Source organism: Moritella marina ATCC 15381 (assembly GCF_008931805.1).
GTDB lineage: Bacteria > Pseudomonadota > Gammaproteobacteria > Enterobacterales > Moritellaceae > Moritella > Moritella marina.
On the sequence record NZ_CP044399.1, the window covers coordinates 1,473,205 to 1,491,346 of the forward strand.

Genomic DNA, 18,142 nt, shown 5'->3' on the forward strand with positions numbered 1-18,142 from the left:
ATATGTCAATATTGTAGCAAATTTACATACCATAAGCACTTAATTGTACTAACGCTATATAAATAATATGTAAACCGTATAAAACAAGCAATAAACCACTAAATCGTTTGAACTTGGTGTTTTGTATTAAGCTGTTGAATTTAGTGGAAAAACTGCCAACCAAAAACATGATTGGAAAGGTTCCCAAGCCAAATGCGAACATCGTCAATGCCGACGATAATGCAGATCCACTAGACAATGCGAGTGTTAATGCCGAATAAACAAGACCACAGGGTAACCAACCCCATAAAAAACCTAACGGGAATGCATGATAAGGTGTTTTTAAAGGCAGAAATTGACGCGCTAATGGTTGAATAAAACGCCAGAGCAAACGTCCGATTTTTTCAAGCTGTAAAATGGCGGAGTTAAGTTGCGCAATATACAAACCAATTAGAATTAATGTCACTCCAGACACAAAACGCAGTATGACGAGAAAATCGTAACCTGCACCAAAATTTAAACCAATTTGTGCGGTTAAACCAACAATAGCACCAATTAAAGTATAGCTGCTGATCCGGCCTAGATTATAAAAGAGTGGTGCGAGTGAGTTCGATTGAGTTGTCTGCTTATTTGCATGAGCTATGGCACCTGAAATACCACCACACATCGCGATACAATGGCCGGCGCCTAATACGCCAATCATGAAGGCGGCTATAAAACTACTTATCATGCTTATTACTTTGTGAAGAGCTATCTGAGTTGTTCTGCTTGTTCAGTGGTACTTCGTTGTTACCTTCGTCATCAAATAGAATATTACTGCCTTCACGTTCCAAATCTTCGAATTGATCGGATTTAACAGCCCAAAAGAAAATGGCGACAGCAATTGCGACAAAAATCATCGCAATTGGGATTAACATAAAAATAATTTCCATTACTTCAACAACCTTAATGAATTACCAATAACTAATAGTGAACTTAGTGACATACCTATCACGGCGATATACGGTGGTACACTGCCTGAGATTGCTAACGGTAAAATCAATGAATTATACCCCAGCGCCCACATTAAGTTTTGCTTAATTATTTTATAGGTTTTTGTTGCTGTAGCCAGCATATATTTAACCCCGATGAAATCAGTACTTAATAACACCACATCAGCACTGTTTTTTGCTAAATCAGACCCTTCACCCATCGCGATAGATACCGTTGCAGCGCTCAGTACTGGGGCATCATTCACGCCATCACCAACCATTAGCATTAATTTTCCGTCGGCTTGTTGAGCATTGATGTAGGCTAGTTTACTTTCTGGAGACTGGCTTGTTTTTTTGTTCGTGATAGCCAAACCTTCCGTTACTTTATCAGTATGATGTTTACTATCTCCTGTAAGCAGGGTTACATAGAGCCCTGATTCGGCGATGTAGTCTAGTGTTGTTGCCACGTTTTCGCGCATTTCATCTTGAATATAAAAACGTGCAACCAGTTGATCATTCTTTGTCAGGTAGACGAGAATGTCTTTACCGTCGGAATCTAAGCTCGCTTGTTGAGTAAATTTAGCGGAGCCGATCTTATAATTGTCTTTGCCAAGGATCCCTGAAATTCCTAATCCGATGTGATTCTCGGTCTTATCAAATTTTATTTTTTCTTCGTCAGTCTTAAAGGCTGATGCAATAGGGTGTGTTGAGTGCTGTTCAAGCGATGTCGCTATACGCAATAACTCACTTTGTTGTAATTCGGTATTGGACTGTAAGGTAGCATTGGACTTAATTTTAGTCAGTGTGAATGCGCCTTTTGTTAAAGTGCCGGTTTTATCAAACGCGATCTCATCTACTTTGGTGAGAGATTCAAGCACATGTTCTTTACGAATTAAGATACCTTGTCTAGATAAATTACTCGTCGCACAGGTTAATGCTGTCGGAGTGGCTAGTGATAACGCGCAAGGGCAGGTAGCAACTAAAACTGATAGGGTGATCCAAAATGCTTTATCAGGGTCATAACCAAGCCAGAACAAGTAAGTCCCAGCAGAAATGATCAGTAATGCGAGTACAAAGTAGCGTGATATTTGATCAGCCAGAATTGAAATCTGTGGTTTTGACGATTGGGCGGTATTTTGTAAACGGATAATTTCTGATATCAGATTATGTTTGTGGGTTTTTGTCACACAGACCGTGATCGTTTGTTCAACATTAAGACTGCCAGTATAAACATCACTTTCTACCGATTTAACGATAGGTAAAAACTCACCGGTGAGCATTGATTCGTCAACGCTGCTTTCACCCTTGATAATAATGCCGTCACATGGGATGACTTCGCCACTTTTGACTATCACGTAGTCGTTAATTTTAAGCTGTTTAGTTGGTACCAGTTGTTCGTTTTCATCTTCATTAATACGTAATGCCATATTCGGAATAAGCTTGGCCATGTTCGCACTGAGTTCTGAGGTTTTCTTACGGGCTCTTAGTTCTAAGTAACGGCCAAACAATAAGAAGAATGTAAACATGGAAATAGATTCAAAATAGACTTCGCCCGTACCTGTCATCGTCGCATAAGCAGATGCGATGTATGCACCAAGTAATGCGATTGAAACGGGAACATCCATGCCGAGTGTTCGGGTCCGTAAATTACGCAATGCGTTAGAATAGAAAGGCTGTGCTGAATAAAGCAGTACTGGCGTAGCGACGATCAAGCTTACCCAGCGGAAAAGTTGACGATACATGTCTTCCATATCGCCAAACCAAGTAGAGTAAAGAGCAACAGCAAACATCATGACTTGCATTGTTGCCAATCCCGCAAGACCTAATCGTCTGAAATAAGACTTAAGCTGTTTATTGTACATCAACTCATGCTGATCGGCTTGAAAAGGCGATGCTGTATAACCGAGGTTATTGATACGTTTTAAAATATCACTGAGTTTAATTTGTTCATCAACCCATTTAATGGCAATACGATTACTTGTCGCATTCACATTAATAAATTGAATGCCTTGGGTATTACGAAAGCTTCTTTCGATTAACCAGGCACAAGCGGCACAAGAAAGACCTTCAACAGTGAGTGTGATCTCTTTTATGTCACCGTCTTGATAGACAAATTCATCTTGAATTTCATTATCATCGTAAATTTCTAAGCGTAATAATTCATCAGGTACTAATTGCTTTGCGGTAGGAGATAAATCAGTTCGATGCTCGTAGTATGAACTCAATCCTGATGCGACAATCATTTCCGCGACAGACTGACAACCTGGGCAACACATTTCACGCTCTTCAGGGGCAATATAAACTTTAAATTTATTTGTGTCTGTAGCTAAAACAGATTCACCGCAGTGATAACAATTAGTACCGTTTGACATTAATCTTGCTCGCCGTCTAACTTAATTACAGAAGTATTTGGATATTGAACGTATTCTTGAACGCGCCATGCACCATCAATTGATTCTGCACGCACACGCCATTTACCTTGCAGCATATCAGCAGGGATCTCAACGCGATAACTGCCATCACCAAATGCCGTTGCTAGCACTGAGATGTCATGCTTAGCTAACGTAACGTGGAAGAATGAAATATTAAGCGCTTGATTCTTAACCATCTCACCGGTTGCAGGCGTAAACACGGCAAATCCGTCTTCGAATTTTAAATTAAAGGTGATGTTACGCGCTAACGCTTCATGATATTTGGTTAAATCTTGGTTAATCTTTTTACCATCTTTGTAATAATCATCAGAAACCATATCTGGTTGATTGTTTTGAAAGATAAAAAAAGTAGACGTACCCGCAACAACGGCCAATGTAGGGAAGAAAATGACAAACCAGAACCAAGGTTCTTTATACCAATAAGATTTCATTATGAACTCCAAGAAGGGAAAGGTGAAATTTAACAAAGTTAAAGCAAAAAAAAAAGCTCCATTCAGTAAATGGAGCTTTAAATTAGTACTATTACGTTACTTTACACTTAAACTGTAAACATAACTGCTTAATAGCATTACTTTATCTTCACCAAGGATATCACTCCATGCTGGCATTACACCGTTACGACCATACTTAACAGTTTGTTCGATAGCTTTACGAGAGCCACCATACAACCATATTTTGTCAGTCAGATTCGGAGCACCTAGCATAGTCATACCTTTAGCATCTGCACCATGACAAGCTGAACAAGTTTGAAGGAATACTTCTTTACCTGCTGCTTCTTCACGTGCATTCACTTTACGGCCAGATAAACCAACAACATACGTTGTTACTTGATCTACTTTCTCATCACCTAGTACTGGTAACCAACCCGGCATTACACCAGCGCGGCCGTGCATGATAGTTGCTTTGATATCAGCAGGAGTACCGCCGTATAACCAAGCACTGTCAGTTAGGTTAGGGAAACCTTTTGCACCACGTGCATCAGAACCGTGACACTGTGAACAGTTTTGTAAGAATAGGCGTTGACCTACTTTAACTGCTTCAGGGTCTTTAGCGATGTCAGCAATTTCACGGTATTCAGTGAAGTCACTGCTTTCTGTTTTAACTAGTTTGTTAAATACAGCTGCATATTTTGCGTCAGCTGATTCAACTTCACGCTCATACTCATTCGTACTAGTCCAGCCAAGTAAACCTTTATAGCTGCCTAGACCTGGGTATAGAGCGAAATAGATAAAACCACCAATACAAGTGAAAATAAATAAGTATTTCCACCATGTTGGTAATGGGTTATTTAACTCTTCGATACCATCGAAAGAGTGACCCATTGATTCGCCTTCTTTAACGCCTGTGTCATTTCTGTTACACATCCAAAGTAGGCCTAGACAAGCAAAGATGCTGCCTAGTGTGATCACTGTGATCCAAATACTCCAAAAAGTACTCATAATCATAAACTCCTAAATACGAGCAGATGTATTTTTCTGCTCTCCATTAAGTGAATCACTGTGGACTGATTCATCAGCAAATACTAAATTAGCAGCTTCATTAAACGACGATTTTTGACGTTTACTGTAAGCCCAAGCAATAATACTGATAAAAATGGCCATTAGTATTAGGGTATAAACCCCTTGGAATGTACCGTAATCCATAAGTTACACCTTATTTTAATGCATGACCTAATGATTGCAGGTAAGCAACCAAAGCGTCTAGTTCAGTTTTACCTTTAACAGCTTCTTCTGCACCAGCGATATCAGCATCTGTGTACGGAACGTCAAAGTAATCTTTAAAGATACTTAGTTTCGCTGCAGATTCAGAACCGTCTAATACATTTTCAGCTAACCAAGGGAAAGCAGGCATGTTTGACTCAGGAACAACACTACGTGGGTCAAGTAAATGCGCACGCTGCCAATCATCAGAATAACGACCACCAACACGTGCTAGATCTGGACCTGTACGTTTTGAACCCCATAAGAACGGATGTTCCCATACTGATTCACCAGCAACAGAATATGCACCATAGCGCTCTGTTTCTGCACGGAAAGGACGGATCATTTGACTATGACAAACGGCACAGTTCTCACGGATGTAGATATCACGGCCTTCCATCTCTAATGCTGTATAAGGACGTAGAGTATCTAAAGGCTCAGTTGTATCTTTTTGCCAGAACAGTGGCGTAATCTCAACCATCGCACCAAAGCTGATCGCAATGACGATGAAGATTGCTAATAAACCAATGTTCTTTTCAATTAATTCATGTTTCATAACTATCTCCTAACTATGCAGCTTCAGCGTCAGCTTTGATTGAGTGATCTGCAGCAGAGATTGTTTTAAAGACGTTGTACGCCATTAATAACATACCTGTCACAAAGAACACACCACCAAGGAAGCGTACGAAGTAGAATGGATATGAAGCTTGTAGTGATTCAACAAAGCTGTACGTTAATGTACCGTCAGCATTTACCGCTCTCCACATTAGACCTTGCATAACACCCGAGATCCACATTGCAACAATGTAAAGTACAGTACCAACAGTTGCTAACCAGAAGTGAACGTTAATCAGCTTAACGCTGTACATACGACCTTGGTTAAATAACACTGGGATTAAGTGGTAGATAGCACCGATAGATACCATTGCAACCCAACCTAGCGCACCTGAATGTACGTGACCAACAGTCCAATCAGTGTAATGCGAAAGTGCATTTACACTCTTAATTGCCATCATTGGACCTTCGAACGTAGACATACCGTAGAAAGATAAAGAAACAATTAGGAAACGTAAGATCGGGTCATAACGTAGTTTATGCCATGCGCCAGATAGCGTCATGATACCGTTGATCATACCACCCCATGATGGAGCAAATAAGATTAACGACATAACCATACCAACTGATTGAGTCCAATCAGGTAGTGCTGTGTAATGAAGGTGGTGAGGACCAGCCCAGATGTACAGCGATACTAATGCCCAAAAGTGAACAATCGATAAACGGTAAGAATAAACAGGGCGATTAGCTTGTTTTGGTACGAAGTAGTACATCATACCCAAGAAACCAGCAGTTAGAAGGAAGCCCACTGCATTATGGCCATACCACCACTGAACCATTGCATCAATCGCACCACCGTAAATAGAATAAGATTTCATTCCATTTAGTGGGATAGCTGCACTGTTTACAATGTGTAAAACAGCAACGGTTAAGATGAACGCACCAAAGAACCAGTTTGCAACATAAATGTGCGACGTTTGGCGTTTAATGATGGTGCCGAAGAATACAACCGCATAAACAACCCAAACTAGCGTGATTAAGATATCAATCGGCCATTCAAGTTCTGCGTATTCTTTTGACGTGTTATAACCAAGTGGTAATGATATAACGGCAGAAAGAATAACAAGTTGCCAACCCCAAAATACAACAGCAGGTAAAATGCCACCAAATAGGCGAGCTTGACACGTGCGTTGGACAACATAAAACGATGTTGCCATTAGGGCCGAGGTACCAAATGCAAAGATTACTGCATTGGTATGTAGGGGACGAAGACGGCTATAAGTTAACCAAGGTGTATCGAAATTTAGTGCAGGCCAAATTAGCTGTGCTGCAATTAGCACACCTACTGACATACCAACAATACCCCAGATAACAGCCATCACAGTAAACTGTCGTACAACTTTATAGTTATAGTCAGTTTTTATAGGTGAATGAGAGCTCATATTTTGCTTCCGGTGCTACGAATTATTAAACATCTTACGATGCGTGAATACCCAAAAAGAATATGTGTAAATCTAGGTAATCTAAATTGACAGTCATACTCAGATGGGGATATTACGCGATTTTACGTAACATTAACAGCGGAATTTGTTGGTTATATTGTTAAAAAAGCACGAATATATGTCTATTGGGGTAGGCTTGATTTAGATCAATTAAATCAGACGGAAAAAACGAATTTAGACCTGTGGCTTGATTATGATCAACTAAAAATTATTTATGAATTTTATGTTTTTAATGTATCTTTTGGACAGAAATATGAAGAGCTATAAAAATTGATAAGCAGGTAATAATAAAGTTAGCTTAATGTTAATAAAAAAGGCTAGTAACTCGCACTACAAAGTGAGTTATCAGCCTTTCCATGACAATATAATTGACGCGTTATGTTTATGAGTTATTCGCGTTGTTTTATGCTTTCAAAGCAGCAGAGACAATTTCTTGTGCTTCGCTTAAAATTAACGCTAGATGTGTTTCATCTTTAAAGCTTTCAGCATAGATTTTGTAAATTGCTTCTGTGCCAGATGGGCGTGCAGCAAACCAACCATTTTCAGTTGTTACTTTCAAACCACCAATTTTACCATCGTTACCTGGCGCCTTGGTTAATTTAGCGGTAATTGTTTCGCCTGCTAAGGTTTCTGCCTGAACGAGCTCTGGAGACAAGTTAGATAGAATTGCTTTTTCTTCAAATGAAGCGGGTGCATCAATACGGTTGTAAACAGGTGAACCGAACTCTTCGGTCAGTTCTGCATAAAGTTGTGCAGGATCTTTACCTGTTACCGCAAGTATCTCTGCAGATAGTAGTGCTAAAATGATACCGTCTTTATCTGTTGTCCAAACAGTACCGTCTGTGCGTAAGAATGATGCACCAGCACTTTCTTCGCCACCAAACGCAAAACTTGCGTTGTGTAAACCATCAACAAACCATTTAAAACCAACAGGCACTTCACAAAGTGGGCGTTCAATTTTCGCTGCTACACGGTCAATCATCGAGCTTGAAACCAGTGTTTTACCTACTTTTGCATTTACTGGCCAGTTTGTGCGGTGAGTAAATAAGTATTGGATTGCAACTGCAAGGTAATGGTTTGGATTCATTAAGCCACTTTTAGTGACAATACCGTGACGGTCATAATCAGGATCATTACCAATGGCGATGTCAAAATCATCTTTTAAGCTGATCAAACTTGCCATTGCATAAGGTGATGAGCAATCCATACGGATCTTGCCATCTTTATCTAGGCACATAAATGAGAAGCTTGGGTCAACGCGATCATTTACCACAGTAATATCTAAATTGTATTTAGCTGCAATCACATCCCAATAAGCAAAACCAGAACCGCCTAATGTATCAACGCCGATCTTAATGCCTGCATCTGCAATGGCTTTTAGGTTAAGGACGTTTTCTAAGTCAGCAACGTAAGCTTCAACATAATCGATTTCTTGATAATGGACAGAGTCAGTCGCGATAGCAAAGCTTAGACGCTTAACTGCCACTAAACCTTCAGCGATAATGTCGTTTGCACGGTTTTCAATAATCTTAGTTACATCGCTATCTGCTGGACCGCCGTGTGGTGGGTTGTATTTTATACCGCCATCTTGAGGTGGATTATGTGATGGTGTGATCACAATACCATCAGCCTGAATAGTGTTGCTGCTGTTGTGCGCTAAAATAGCGTGTGAAATAACAGGAGTAGGTGTAAAACCGTCATTAATTTGGACTCGTACATCTACACCATTTGCAACTAAAACTTCAATAACTGAAATATTCGCAGGTTCTGATAGTGCATGAGTATCTTTACCGATGAATAAAGGTCCGGTAATACCTTGTTCAAATCGGTATTCAGCAATTGCTTGGCTAATAGCAAGGATATGGTCTTCATTAAAAGAAGATGCAAAAGCGTTGCCGCGATGACCAGAAGTACCAAATGCAACACGCTCGGCAATTTTTGCTACATCAGGTTTGTTGATGTAATAGTTAGACACTAGTGCTGGAATGTTACAAAGATCTGAATTTAGCGCCTTTTGTCCGGCTCTTGGATGAACTGCCATGTGCGATTTTATCCTTAAATAAATGAAAGCTGTTATTAATTAAATTGTTATTATTATACCTCTAATAAGTTAATTTTGGCACATCCTTTCAATTGAAACTCTAATTTTGTTCAATAAACTGGTCCAAACAGTTATTTTTGTGGTTTCTATAACCAGTAAATTAATCGGATTAATTTAGACTCTAGTCAGATGCTGATCGCTTATGATAAAATCAGGAGTATAAATTATTTATTTAAACTAGAGTTAATCATGGCCAGAACAGCTGCAGCACTACACATACTTGTGAAACACGAATCTAAAGCATATGAAATATTGGCTAAATTGGAGAAGGGTGAAAACTTTCAAAAGTTAGCAAAATCTCATTCTCTTTGTCCGTCTGGCAAAAAAGATGGTGGTAACTTAGGCGAGTTCAGAAAGGGAGCTATGGTTCCTGCCTTTGATAAAGTTTGTTTCAATGGTGAAATCTTAACGCCTCACCTTGTGAAGACGAAACATGGCTGGCATATTGTGAAAATCTTGTTTAGAACATAATAGAGCTGTTTTAGCTGTCACAAAAAAGCCCCCAATTAATTTGAATTGAGGGCTTTTTTTATGCCTGTATTTTTAAAGACATTATTTTTCTGAGTATGCTTTTTTAACTTCACGTGCAATGAGTGCTTTAAATGGTTCTGCACCAAACTGTTTTAGCGCGACACCATTGACATAGAATGTCGGCGTTTTGAATACTTTGAGTGTTTTAGCATCTTTGGCATCTTGCGCCATACGCTCTGCGATAACAGGGCTTTGCATATCAATCTTAAGCTGTGCAATGTCAATACCAGCGTCCTGTAGATATGGATATAATAAATCTACATTGGCAACGTGATTGATTGCCCAATTATTTTGATAATACAAGGTAATGCGTAGTGCATCCCAGAACTTGTTCTGCATTTTAGTTGCTTCTAATGCAGCAACTACAGAGCCAACGTTTTTATGGAAGGCTACCGGTCGAACAACTAAGTTAACTTTCCCTTTATATTGTTTTATTTGGCTTTTAACAAGCGGGTAAAAGGCACGACAGGACTCACAAGCAGGATCAAAAAATTCAACAATTGTTACTTTGGCATGTTTACTACCAAAAATAGGCGCGTTTTCACTATATAGATGTTGTTCAATATTTTCATCTGACGTTGACGGTATTAATAAGAATGCAGCAATCACGACAGCGATGCTTAATATTACGATGGATATGAATTTATTTTTCTTTTGTTGTTCTAAACTTTTTTTTGTTGCTAACTTTTTCATGAATAAACCTAAGTGGAAAATGAAATATGTTTCGTATTTTAGATTTAAAATGTAATAACGTCTTGATCAAACTTCAATTTATGCACAAAAAAATGCAGATAATGACTTATTAGGTTGATGAAACTGACACTAGACTAAGTTGTAGGCAACATCGGCATGTAGAATGAAAAAACCAGCGCCAAATTTTAACATCTGCAGCTGGCTTTTTATTGTCTTTATTTTTATATAAAGAGGGGATTGTTAGAAACCGTATTCAAGACCAACACGTGCGAATGTTTCTTGGCTATCGGAAGTTACAGCACCCCAACCAAGTTTATCTGTCATACCAACACGAACGTAAGGTACAAAGCCGTTAACAACACCCATTACTTGTAATGATGTTACAGAAGAACCTTCTCTGTTGTTAGAATTATCATCTGAATCAACATCTTCAGTTGCTGCGTAACCTAATTTAATACCCAGCGGGCCATTCCAATATTGCGCGATTAGAGAGTAAGAACCTTGTGAGTCAACATTCTTAGTTGCGATATTTTCTGCTTGACCATATTTATATGCACCAGCAATGCTGATACCTGTACTTGCAATCGGCGCTTCAAAACCAACGAGATAGGTAAAAGTATCCGTGATTACACCATCTTTTGCTGCAATTGCTTTGGATTGGCCAGTTGTAGGATCAAATTCAAACCCAGCTTCTACCGCATCACTTACTTTTCGGTTATTACCATATTCAAACGTCGCATGTAATGTAATCGCATCGAATGCTTTATATTTTGCTGCACCACCGAACCAATGAGCATTGTCACCGTTGCCAGCACGACCTGTGGCAACATTAACGTTCAAGTTCCCCATAGCTGGAGCAAAATAACGAATAGATTCAGTACGATCGTACATGTAAGCAATATCACCGGTTGCAGCAGGATCAAATACACGACCTAAACCAGGGTTTGTGAAAGGCCAATCAACTACTTCATACATCGGGGTTAATTGACGACCTAAAGTCACTTTACCATAATCACCTTCTACACCTACGAACGTATCACGGAAACCTAAACCACCACCAGACCAGTCATCGGTATCGGTATAGCCAGATTCAACCTGGAATATCACATTGATTCCGTCGGTCATTTGTTTACTGCCACGGAAGCCAACACGAGTTTCATTCTCAATGTTGTAATCGGAGATATTTGATTCGCCATTGGCTTTATCACCGGTGTGACCATACGCAGAAACAGCGACAACACCATACACTTCGATGTTACCTGTATTTTCGGTTCCTAATACGTATGCATTAGCTGCTGTTGACAATAAAGCAGTTGAAACCGCTGTGGCAACCATAGATAAGCTTAATTTATTCATTCTAAAATCCTTTTAGTAGATGTAAATGCTATTTATATTGATTTGTTAATTAATAATGAACTTTGTTACTTGATGGTTTGGAGTCTACCCCCTTGTTAATTCACCATGCAAATTAAGCTGTTCGCAGTCGTGATAAAACTCACAATAATTTTAATAAAAAGACATAAACAACGATAAAGATCCCATTTATATCTATTTTTAGTGATTAATTCGCGCTATTAATTTAAGGGAGGAATGAATTCAGTATTGAAACATTAAAAAAAAACTCCGTTTTATTATATCTACTAGTGAAATAAGCTATTGTTTTAGATGTGTTTTTTATCTTGGTTAATTTAGTTCGATTTAATTTATAAAATTATTAATGTTGATTTAATGTAAACTTGACCGTTTTTTGGTTCGAGTAACGCAGGGGGGTAGTTATAATTAACACTCGACAGTCAATAGATGCGTCATTTAAATTGATATTAATCACGTATGTTTCTATAAAGTTAATTATATTGGTGACAATAGTCACATGAAATGAAAATTCAGATAGTAAATAACACAGGTTACTTTACAGTGCGTATTAAGTTTTTAGTTTAACGTCTAGTTTAAATATTTCATTCAAAGGAAGGATCGGATATGAAAAAAACAACAATAGCACTTGGATTAAGTGTTGCTTTAGCTGGTTGTAGTGCGACACAAGAAATATCGTCAACACAACAAATCGTTGATTCTATTGCATCATCTGTCGCGGTCACTTATACGGTAAATCAAAAGCTTGAAGGTGACGCATCTGCCACATGTAAAACTCTTGAAGCAGAGTGGGCAGCATGTCAGGATGTTACAATACAACTAACGAACAGTGGCGCAGCGATTGAGTCTGCTGATTGGGAAATATATTTTCATAGTATCCGCCGTATATTAGAAGTTAAATCTCCAGAATTTACGATTGAACATATCAATGGTGATCTTCATCGACTCACACCAACCGCTGAATTCAACGGTTTCGCCCAGAACGCCATTGTAGATGTTAATTTCATCGCTGAATATTGGTCATTGTTCGAAACAGATGTGATGCCGCGTTATTATGTGACAGCAGAAAATGCAGAGCCGAAAGTGATCAGCAATACTGACACTGAAGATATGTCAGAAATCATGACACCAATCACGGGTGAAAACCTAAAAAGACATGCCGGTGATAACAACATAATTATGAACGCCAATACGCGTTTTGAATCTAATGAAGCCACTGCACAGTTATCAGCAGCATCTGTAGCGAACAAAATCATTCCAACGCCAGTGTGGCAAGATGAAAAAGTAACAGGCTTTGCTGATTTAAGTGCTGGCATTAGTATTCACGCACCAGCAATGCAACAAAGTTCACTCGATGCAGTAACCCTACGATTTGAAAATTTTGGTGTTAATGTAGCAGGTAGCTATCCTATTAATATCACTATTGCACCGCAACAACTTACAGAAGAATACGCAATGTCAGGTGGTTACACACTTGACGTCTCTGCCGATAGCACTGCAGTAGTAGCCTTTGATAATGCTGGTGCCCTTTATGCTTTGCAATCAATTGCGTCATTAATCCCGTCTGATTTTGCTGTGAACAAAAGCATTCCACAAGTTAGTGTAAAAGATGCGCCGAATTTTGAGTACCGTGGTATGGAAGTTGATATTGCCCGAAACTTCCACAGTAAAGAGTCATTATTGCGCTTAGTCGATCAAATGAGTGCGTATAAGATGAATAAATTCCACTTACATCTAACCGATGATGAAGGCTGGCGTTTAGCTATCCCTGGTTTACCTGAATTAACAGATATCGGCGGCAAACGTTGTCATGATTTAGAAGAAAACACCTGTTTATTACCGCAGTTGGGTTCAGGCCCTGGCTCGGATAATCGTGGTACAGGTTATTTAACTAAAGCTGATTATATTGAATTAGTGAAATATGCGCAGGCGCGTAATATTGAAGTTATTCCAGAAATTGATATGCCAGCGCATGCTCGTGCCGGTGTAGTAGCGATGGAAGCACGTTACAACAAATACAAAGATTCAGATTTACAAAAAGCAGAAGAGTATCGCCTAGCTGATCCAGATGACAAATCAGTATATACAACGATTCAATTCTACAATGATGGTATCTTAAACCCTTGTATGGACTCGACTTATAACTTCATCGGTAAAGTCATTGAAGAAGTTCAAGCGATGCACAATGAAGCTGGCCAACCACTGAAAACATGGCACATGGGGGGCGATGAAGCGAAGAATATTCATCTTGGTAACGGTTTCGAACAAACGGGTGGCACAACAGGTTGGAAGGGTGATAAAGATTTAACCAAAGAATCAATGCCTTGGGCTAAATCACCACAGTGTGTCGCGCAAGTAGCTGCTGATGATAGCTTAGAAACACCTCATGATCTTGGTCCTATGTTTGTTAAAAAAGTAGCTAACATTATTGCTGCTGCCGGTATCGAAAAAACGCAGTTATGGCAGGATGGACTTAAAGACGTTGATGCTAAAGACTTACCAATAACAGCTGTCGCGAATGTATGGGAAACCCTATATTGGGGCGGAGCAAATACCTCGAATCACATGACAGAAAAAGGTTTTGAAGTTGTACAGTCGCACCCTGATTATCTGTATTTCGATTTCCCCTATGAAGTAAACTCAAAAGAACGTGGTTACTATTGGGCTACACGTTACACAGACAGCAAAAAGGTATTTAAATTTTCACCGAATAACTTACCGCAGAACGCTCAAACATCGAAAGATCGTGATGGTAATAACTTCAACGTAAAAGGCGACACTGAAAACCGTGGTTATAATGGTATTTCCGGTCAACTTTGGAGTGAATCAGTGCGTACTGACGCACAATTTGAATACATGGTTTACCCACGTATCTTACCATTAGCAGAGCGCGCATGGCATAAAGCATCATGGGAACTTGATTACGTTAAAGATCGTGAATTCAAAGGCGGTGAAACAACGTTTGTTGATGCTAATAAGCAGCAAGCAGAGTGGACTCAATTTGCCAATATTGTTGGTCAGCGCGAACTCGCAAAAATTGACAAAGCCGGTGTTGAATACCGCCTACCTGTACCGGGTGGTAAGATTGAATCTGGCAAGCTATTAACTAACGTGGCTTTCCCAGGACTAGAAGTACAATATAGTACGGATGCAGGTTCAACATGGACAACATGGACAAAACCTGTTTCTGTAACGTCGGCGGAATTAAGAACTGTGTCACCAGATGGCGAACGCTTTAGCCGTATTACCGAAGTAAAGTAAGCTGAATTTACAATGACTTAAAATAAAAGGTGATTGGATATTAATTCAATCGCCTTTATTTCTTATAGCATTTAGCATAAATAAAACACATTTCATAAATCGAACACAAAATCGTATGATTAAACTGTCTGCGGTGTAACAAGGAACAATTCAAATGAAACTAAAATTTTTAGCGCCACTATTATTACCACTCGCACTTACAGCTTGTTCGAATACTTATGAAGATGCGAGTTCTGAACAGTTTCAAGATATGGTTTCAGTAAAACAGACTTGGGAAGGGAAGCGTATCACAGGACCTACCATTACACTACCGCCTGAAGCTGGCACCACACAAGCATTGTTTAAAGCAGATGCTTACATGTATGGCAGAGAAAGTAGCAACGAAAAGCATCAAATCGATACGCGTATTAACCTTTTAGTTAAGCATACCGACTTTGGTTTTGAATACGGTTTTGTATCTATTAATGGTTTAGAATCGGTAAAGATCAAACAAGAACGTGGCACATTTAGAACATGTGATGAGTTGTGTATTTTTGACCAAATGTTTTCGTTCTCGATACCTGATTCAGTGAATTCTAATGAGAACTTGGTGATCAAATTGCAAGAAAAAGCTAACAGTAAACATGGTCCAGTTATTTCATTACCGGCTACGTATATGACGGGTTATGATCAAGTTCAAAATCAAATTGAAAATAAGGCTAAAAAAGGTCTGTAATTGGCTTGGGAAATGAGCCAGTTCGAGAGCAACTATATACTGCAGGTACAACTATTATTACAAATGTAATAATTAGTGCAGAGTAATAATTAGTACAAGAGTGGTGCACTTGTACTAATTGCGCCGATAACATGATGGTACTTGTTTTGACAACTAACTGCTTTTTCGTGCTTCGCATATTTGCGCATAGGTTTTAATTACATCACCATTGTGTAGTTTGCAGTTTATTTCTGGCCCTAATACTCCAGAACCTTGTCCTTCAGTTGCGCTCACATTGAATGTAGCTGAAGCGATAATAAACGTAATAGTTAAAATTAATTTGCTCATACTTATCCCACTATTATTATAAATGATACAAGTCTTATAAATGATACAGATTTTATAAGTGACACATTTTTTATAAGTGAATACAGGTACTTATCTATCTGCATTATGTCTTATACCTTAATAGTAGACAGTGATTAACAAACAACAAGTTTCCTAAATTAATTCATTATACAAATTAAGATCTAGCTAATCCCCCCCTTATTGCCTGCGTTATCAAACTGTAATTCACATAGGCGTCGATATAATGTCGATGACTCAATCAGCTGGTTATGGTTACCTTGTGCTATCACTTCCCCTTGGTCCATAAGTAAAATAAGATCAGCATTAATTACTGTTGATAAACGATGGGCAATAATCAAGGTTGTTCTGTTTTGCATTAATTCTTCGAGTGCGGCTTGCACGTGGTTCTCACTTTCAGCATCAAGCGCGCTGGTCGCTTCATCTAACAATAATACCTCAGGATCTTTTAATATGGCACGGGCGAGGGCAATTCGTTGTTTTTGGCCACCAGATAAACGGACACCTTGCTCGCCTAAAAAACTGTCATAACCTTCTGGTAATTCTTGAATAAAGTCATGGGCATGGGCATGGGCAAGTTTAGTTGCGTTAATGACTTGTTCATCCGAGGCTGTAGGGTCGCCATAACGAATGTTGTGCCAAACGTTAGAACTAAATAATACCGGGTGTTGTGGTACCATTCCCATACGTTTACGTAGTTCATCCAGTTCTAACGTATTTATATTCATATTATTAAATCGAACTTCGCCAAGTTGCGGATCGTAGAAACGTTGTAACAATTCAAATAAAGTCGTTTTACCAGCGCCGGATGGGCCAACTAACGCAATCACTTTGCCTTTTGGTATTTTTAAGTTAATGGTTTTTAGCGCTGCTGTATTAGGGCGAGATGGGTAATAAAAATCCAAGTTTTTGAACTCGATGATATTTTCTTGCTGCTCAATGATTTTTTTAGGTTCTTCAGGTGTTTGTATTTTGCTGGTGACGTCGAGGAGTTCTAGCAATCGAGTCGCAGAGCCTGCAGCACGCTGTAATTCACCATAGACTTCAGAGATTGTAGCAACTGACATGGCAACCATAATCGCGTAGAAAACAAATGCACCTAACTCGCCCCCCGTCATTTGGCCATTAAGTACATCCATCCCCCCAACCCAAAGCATAATACTGATGGCACTGAAAGTAAGAAAAATAACAATCGCAATCAATAATGACCGTTGTTTGATCCTGTCCTTGGCAACCGAAAATGCTTTTTCTACCTCATTTGCAAAAGACGCCTGTTCTGTTTTTTCATGGGTATAGCTTTGCACTACTTTAATATTTTGAATTATTTCACCAGCATAACTACCAATATCAGCAATAGCTTCCTGACTATTCGCGGCTAACACTCGGACTTTTCGGCCATAAATCAAGATTGGAATAAGAATGAAGGGGACAAATGCTATGACCCAAAGCGTTAGATTGATATTCGTGACGAGCAACATAATTAAGCCACCAATCAGCATCAGTGTACTGCGAAGTGCCATTGAGAATGAAGAACCAATAATGGACTGAAGCAGTGTCGTATCTGTCGTTAATCTTGACATGATTTCACCGCTTCTGTTTTCTTCGAAGTAGCTAGGGTGTAACTTAATAACTTGATTGAATACCGCTTTTCGAATGTCAGCACTGACGCGTTCCCCCAACCATGACATCAAGTAAAACCGACTGAACGTACCAAGTGCTAAGAGCGAGATCAGTGCAACGAGTACTAATATAGCAGATTTTAACTGGGTTTCAGATCCCGCAATAAAACCATTATCAATAACGTATTTAACACCTTGCCCAAGTGATAAATTTATACCAGCAGTCAGTAATAAAGCGAGAAGTGCATACAAAACCATTAACTTATAGGGTTTAATAAAGGCAAAAATTGGTAATAAGCTCGTAAATGATGATGTTTGGCTTATCTTATCCTTAAATGAAGCGCTCATGTTATTCCCTAGGTGCTTT

At 39.1% G+C, this 18,142-nt stretch carries 16 protein-coding genes; 3 read left to right on the forward strand and 13 right to left on the reverse strand.

The window, feature by feature from the left end; translation table 11 throughout:
* Window positions 1-22: 22 nt before the first annotated feature.
* From FR932_RS06670 to pgm, 9 genes are all read right to left on the reverse strand, one after another.
* Window positions 23-709 (reverse strand): sulfite exporter TauE/SafE family protein, encoded by a 687-nt coding sequence (locus FR932_RS06670; protein ID WP_019440239.1) that lies wholly within the window; start codon window positions 707-709, stop codon window positions 23-25.
* Window positions 699-911 carry a cbb3-type cytochrome oxidase assembly protein CcoS gene (gene ccoS, locus FR932_RS06675; protein WP_019440238.1) on the reverse strand — a complete coding sequence of 71 codons (213 nt, stop codon included), beginning with the start codon at window positions 909-911 and terminating at the stop codon, window positions 699-701. The genes FR932_RS06670 and ccoS overlap by 11 nt, the downstream gene beginning before the upstream one ends.
* Window positions 911-3,322 (reverse strand): heavy metal translocating P-type ATPase, encoded by a 2,412-nt coding sequence (locus tag FR932_RS06680; RefSeq protein WP_019440237.1) that lies wholly within the window; start codon window positions 3,320-3,322, stop codon window positions 911-913. Before FR932_RS06680 ends, ccoS begins: the two co-directional genes overlap by 1 nt.
* On the reverse strand, window positions 3,322-3,813 hold the full coding sequence (locus tag FR932_RS06685; RefSeq protein ID WP_019440236.1) for a FixH family protein: 492 nt from the start codon (window positions 3,811-3,813) through the stop codon (window positions 3,322-3,324). Before FR932_RS06685 ends, FR932_RS06680 begins: the two co-directional genes overlap by 1 nt.
* Before the next feature lie 96 nt (window positions 3,814-3,909).
* The gene (gene ccoP / locus FR932_RS06690) at window positions 3,910-4,821 is read right to left on the reverse strand and encodes a cytochrome-c oxidase, cbb3-type subunit III (protein WP_019628772.1); all 912 of its coding nucleotides are present in this window, start codon (window positions 4,819-4,821) and stop codon (window positions 3,910-3,912) included.
* A 12-nt stretch (window positions 4,822-4,833) separates the two neighbouring features.
* Window positions 4,834-5,025, reverse strand: coding sequence for a CcoQ/FixQ family Cbb3-type cytochrome c oxidase assembly chaperone (locus FR932_RS06695; RefSeq protein ID WP_019440234.1), 192 nt, complete (start codon window positions 5,023-5,025; stop codon window positions 4,834-4,836).
* A 10-nt stretch (window positions 5,026-5,035) separates the two neighbouring features.
* The gene (gene ccoO, locus FR932_RS06700; protein WP_019440233.1) at window positions 5,036-5,638 is read right to left on the reverse strand and encodes a cytochrome-c oxidase, cbb3-type subunit II; all 603 of its coding nucleotides are present in this window, start codon (window positions 5,636-5,638) and stop codon (window positions 5,036-5,038) included.
* 13 nt (window positions 5,639-5,651) lie between these two features.
* A complete protein-coding gene (gene ccoN, locus FR932_RS06705) occupies window positions 5,652-7,079 on the reverse strand; it encodes a cytochrome-c oxidase, cbb3-type subunit I (protein ID WP_019440232.1) in 1,428 nt (475 codons plus the stop codon).
* Window positions 7,080-7,542: 463 nt separating this feature from the next.
* The gene (gene pgm / locus FR932_RS06710; RefSeq protein ID WP_019440231.1) at window positions 7,543-9,180 is read right to left on the reverse strand and encodes a phosphoglucomutase (alpha-D-glucose-1,6-bisphosphate-dependent); all 1,638 of its coding nucleotides are present in this window, start codon (window positions 9,178-9,180) and stop codon (window positions 7,543-7,545) included.
* A 249-nt stretch (window positions 9,181-9,429) separates the two neighbouring features.
* On the opposite strand from pgm, the gene FR932_RS06715 reads away from it, so the two are divergent.
* Window positions 9,430-9,711 carry a peptidylprolyl isomerase gene (locus FR932_RS06715; protein ID WP_026032057.1) on the forward strand — a complete coding sequence of 94 codons (282 nt, stop codon included), beginning with the start codon at window positions 9,430-9,432 and terminating at the stop codon, window positions 9,709-9,711.
* A gap of 81 nt (window positions 9,712-9,792) precedes the next feature.
* Here FR932_RS06715 and FR932_RS06720 read toward each other — a convergent pair whose 3' ends face one another.
* Window positions 9,793-10,464 carry a DsbA family protein gene (locus FR932_RS06720; protein ID WP_019440229.1) on the reverse strand — a complete coding sequence of 224 codons (672 nt, stop codon included), beginning with the start codon at window positions 10,462-10,464 and terminating at the stop codon, window positions 9,793-9,795.
* 240 nt (window positions 10,465-10,704) lie between these two features.
* Window positions 10,705-11,820, reverse strand: a complete 1,116-nt coding sequence (locus FR932_RS06725) for a porin (RefSeq protein WP_019440228.1) — start codon at window positions 11,818-11,820, stop codon at window positions 10,705-10,707.
* Between the two features lie 621 nt (window positions 11,821-12,441).
* Between FR932_RS06725 and FR932_RS06730 the strand changes: the two genes are divergently transcribed.
* Both FR932_RS06730 and FR932_RS06735 read left to right on the forward strand, forming a co-directional pair.
* On the forward strand, window positions 12,442-15,096 hold the full coding sequence (locus tag FR932_RS06730; RefSeq protein ID WP_019440227.1) for a beta-N-acetylhexosaminidase: 2,655 nt from the start codon (window positions 12,442-12,444) through the stop codon (window positions 15,094-15,096).
* Window positions 15,097-15,250: 154 nt separating this feature from the next.
* Complete coding sequence (locus tag FR932_RS06735; protein WP_019440226.1) at window positions 15,251-15,811, forward strand: hypothetical protein; 561 nt, start codon at window positions 15,251-15,253, stop codon at window positions 15,809-15,811.
* Window positions 15,812-15,964: 153 nt separating this feature from the next.
* Here FR932_RS06735 and FR932_RS21425 read toward each other — a convergent pair whose 3' ends face one another.
* Complete coding sequence (locus tag FR932_RS21425) at window positions 15,965-16,138, reverse strand: hypothetical protein (protein WP_019440225.1); 174 nt, start codon at window positions 16,136-16,138, stop codon at window positions 15,965-15,967.
* A gap of 182 nt (window positions 16,139-16,320) precedes the next feature.
* Window positions 16,321-18,123 carry an ABC transporter transmembrane domain-containing protein gene (locus FR932_RS06740; protein WP_019440224.1) on the reverse strand — a complete coding sequence of 601 codons (1,803 nt, stop codon included), beginning with the start codon at window positions 18,121-18,123 and terminating at the stop codon, window positions 16,321-16,323.
* Between the last annotated feature and the right edge of the window lie 19 nt (window positions 18,124-18,142).

Bases quoted from the DNA above. Each gene is read 5' to 3' on its own strand.
- FR932_RS06670 (WP_019440239.1), bottom strand. From the start codon at position 709: ATGATAAGTAGTTTTATAGCCGCCTTCATGATTGGCGTATTAGGCGCC.
- ccoS (WP_019440238.1), bottom strand. From the start codon at position 911: ATGGAAATTATTTTTATGTTAATCCCAATTGCGATGATTTTTGTCGCA.
- FR932_RS06680 (WP_019440237.1), bottom strand. From the start codon at position 3,322: ATGTCAAACGGTACTAATTGTTATCACTGCGGTGAATCTGTTTTAGCT.
- FR932_RS06685 (WP_019440236.1), bottom strand. From the start codon at position 3,813: ATGAAATCTTATTGGTATAAAGAACCTTGGTTCTGGTTTGTCATTTTC.
- ccoP (WP_019628772.1), bottom strand. From the start codon at position 4,821: ATGAGTACTTTTTGGAGTATTTGGATCACAGTGATCACACTAGGCAGC.
- FR932_RS06695 (WP_019440234.1), bottom strand. From the start codon at position 5,025: ATGGATTACGGTACATTCCAAGGGGTTTATACCCTAATACTAATGGCC.
- ccoO (WP_019440233.1), bottom strand. From the start codon at position 5,638: ATGAAACATGAATTAATTGAAAAGAACATTGGTTTATTAGCAATCTTC.
- ccoN (WP_019440232.1), bottom strand. From the start codon at position 7,079: ATGAGCTCTCATTCACCTATAAAAACTGACTATAACTATAAAGTTGTA.
- pgm (WP_019440231.1), bottom strand. From the start codon at position 9,180: ATGGCAGTTCATCCAAGAGCCGGACAAAAGGCGCTAAATTCAGATCTT.
- FR932_RS06715 (WP_026032057.1), top strand. From the start codon at position 9,430: ATGGCCAGAACAGCTGCAGCACTACACATACTTGTGAAACACGAATCT.
- FR932_RS06720 (WP_019440229.1), bottom strand. From the start codon at position 10,464: ATGAAAAAGTTAGCAACAAAAAAAAGTTTAGAACAACAAAAGAAAAAT.
- FR932_RS06725 (WP_019440228.1), bottom strand. From the start codon at position 11,820: ATGAATAAATTAAGCTTATCTATGGTTGCCACAGCGGTTTCAACTGCT.
- FR932_RS06730 (WP_019440227.1), top strand. From the start codon at position 12,442: ATGAAAAAAACAACAATAGCACTTGGATTAAGTGTTGCTTTAGCTGGT.
- FR932_RS06735 (WP_019440226.1), top strand. From the start codon at position 15,251: ATGAAACTAAAATTTTTAGCGCCACTATTATTACCACTCGCACTTACA.
- FR932_RS21425 (WP_019440225.1), bottom strand. From the start codon at position 16,138: ATGAGCAAATTAATTTTAACTATTACGTTTATTATCGCTTCAGCTACA.
- FR932_RS06740 (WP_019440224.1), bottom strand. From the start codon at position 18,123: ATGAGCGCTTCATTTAAGGATAAGATAAGCCAAACATCATCATTTACG.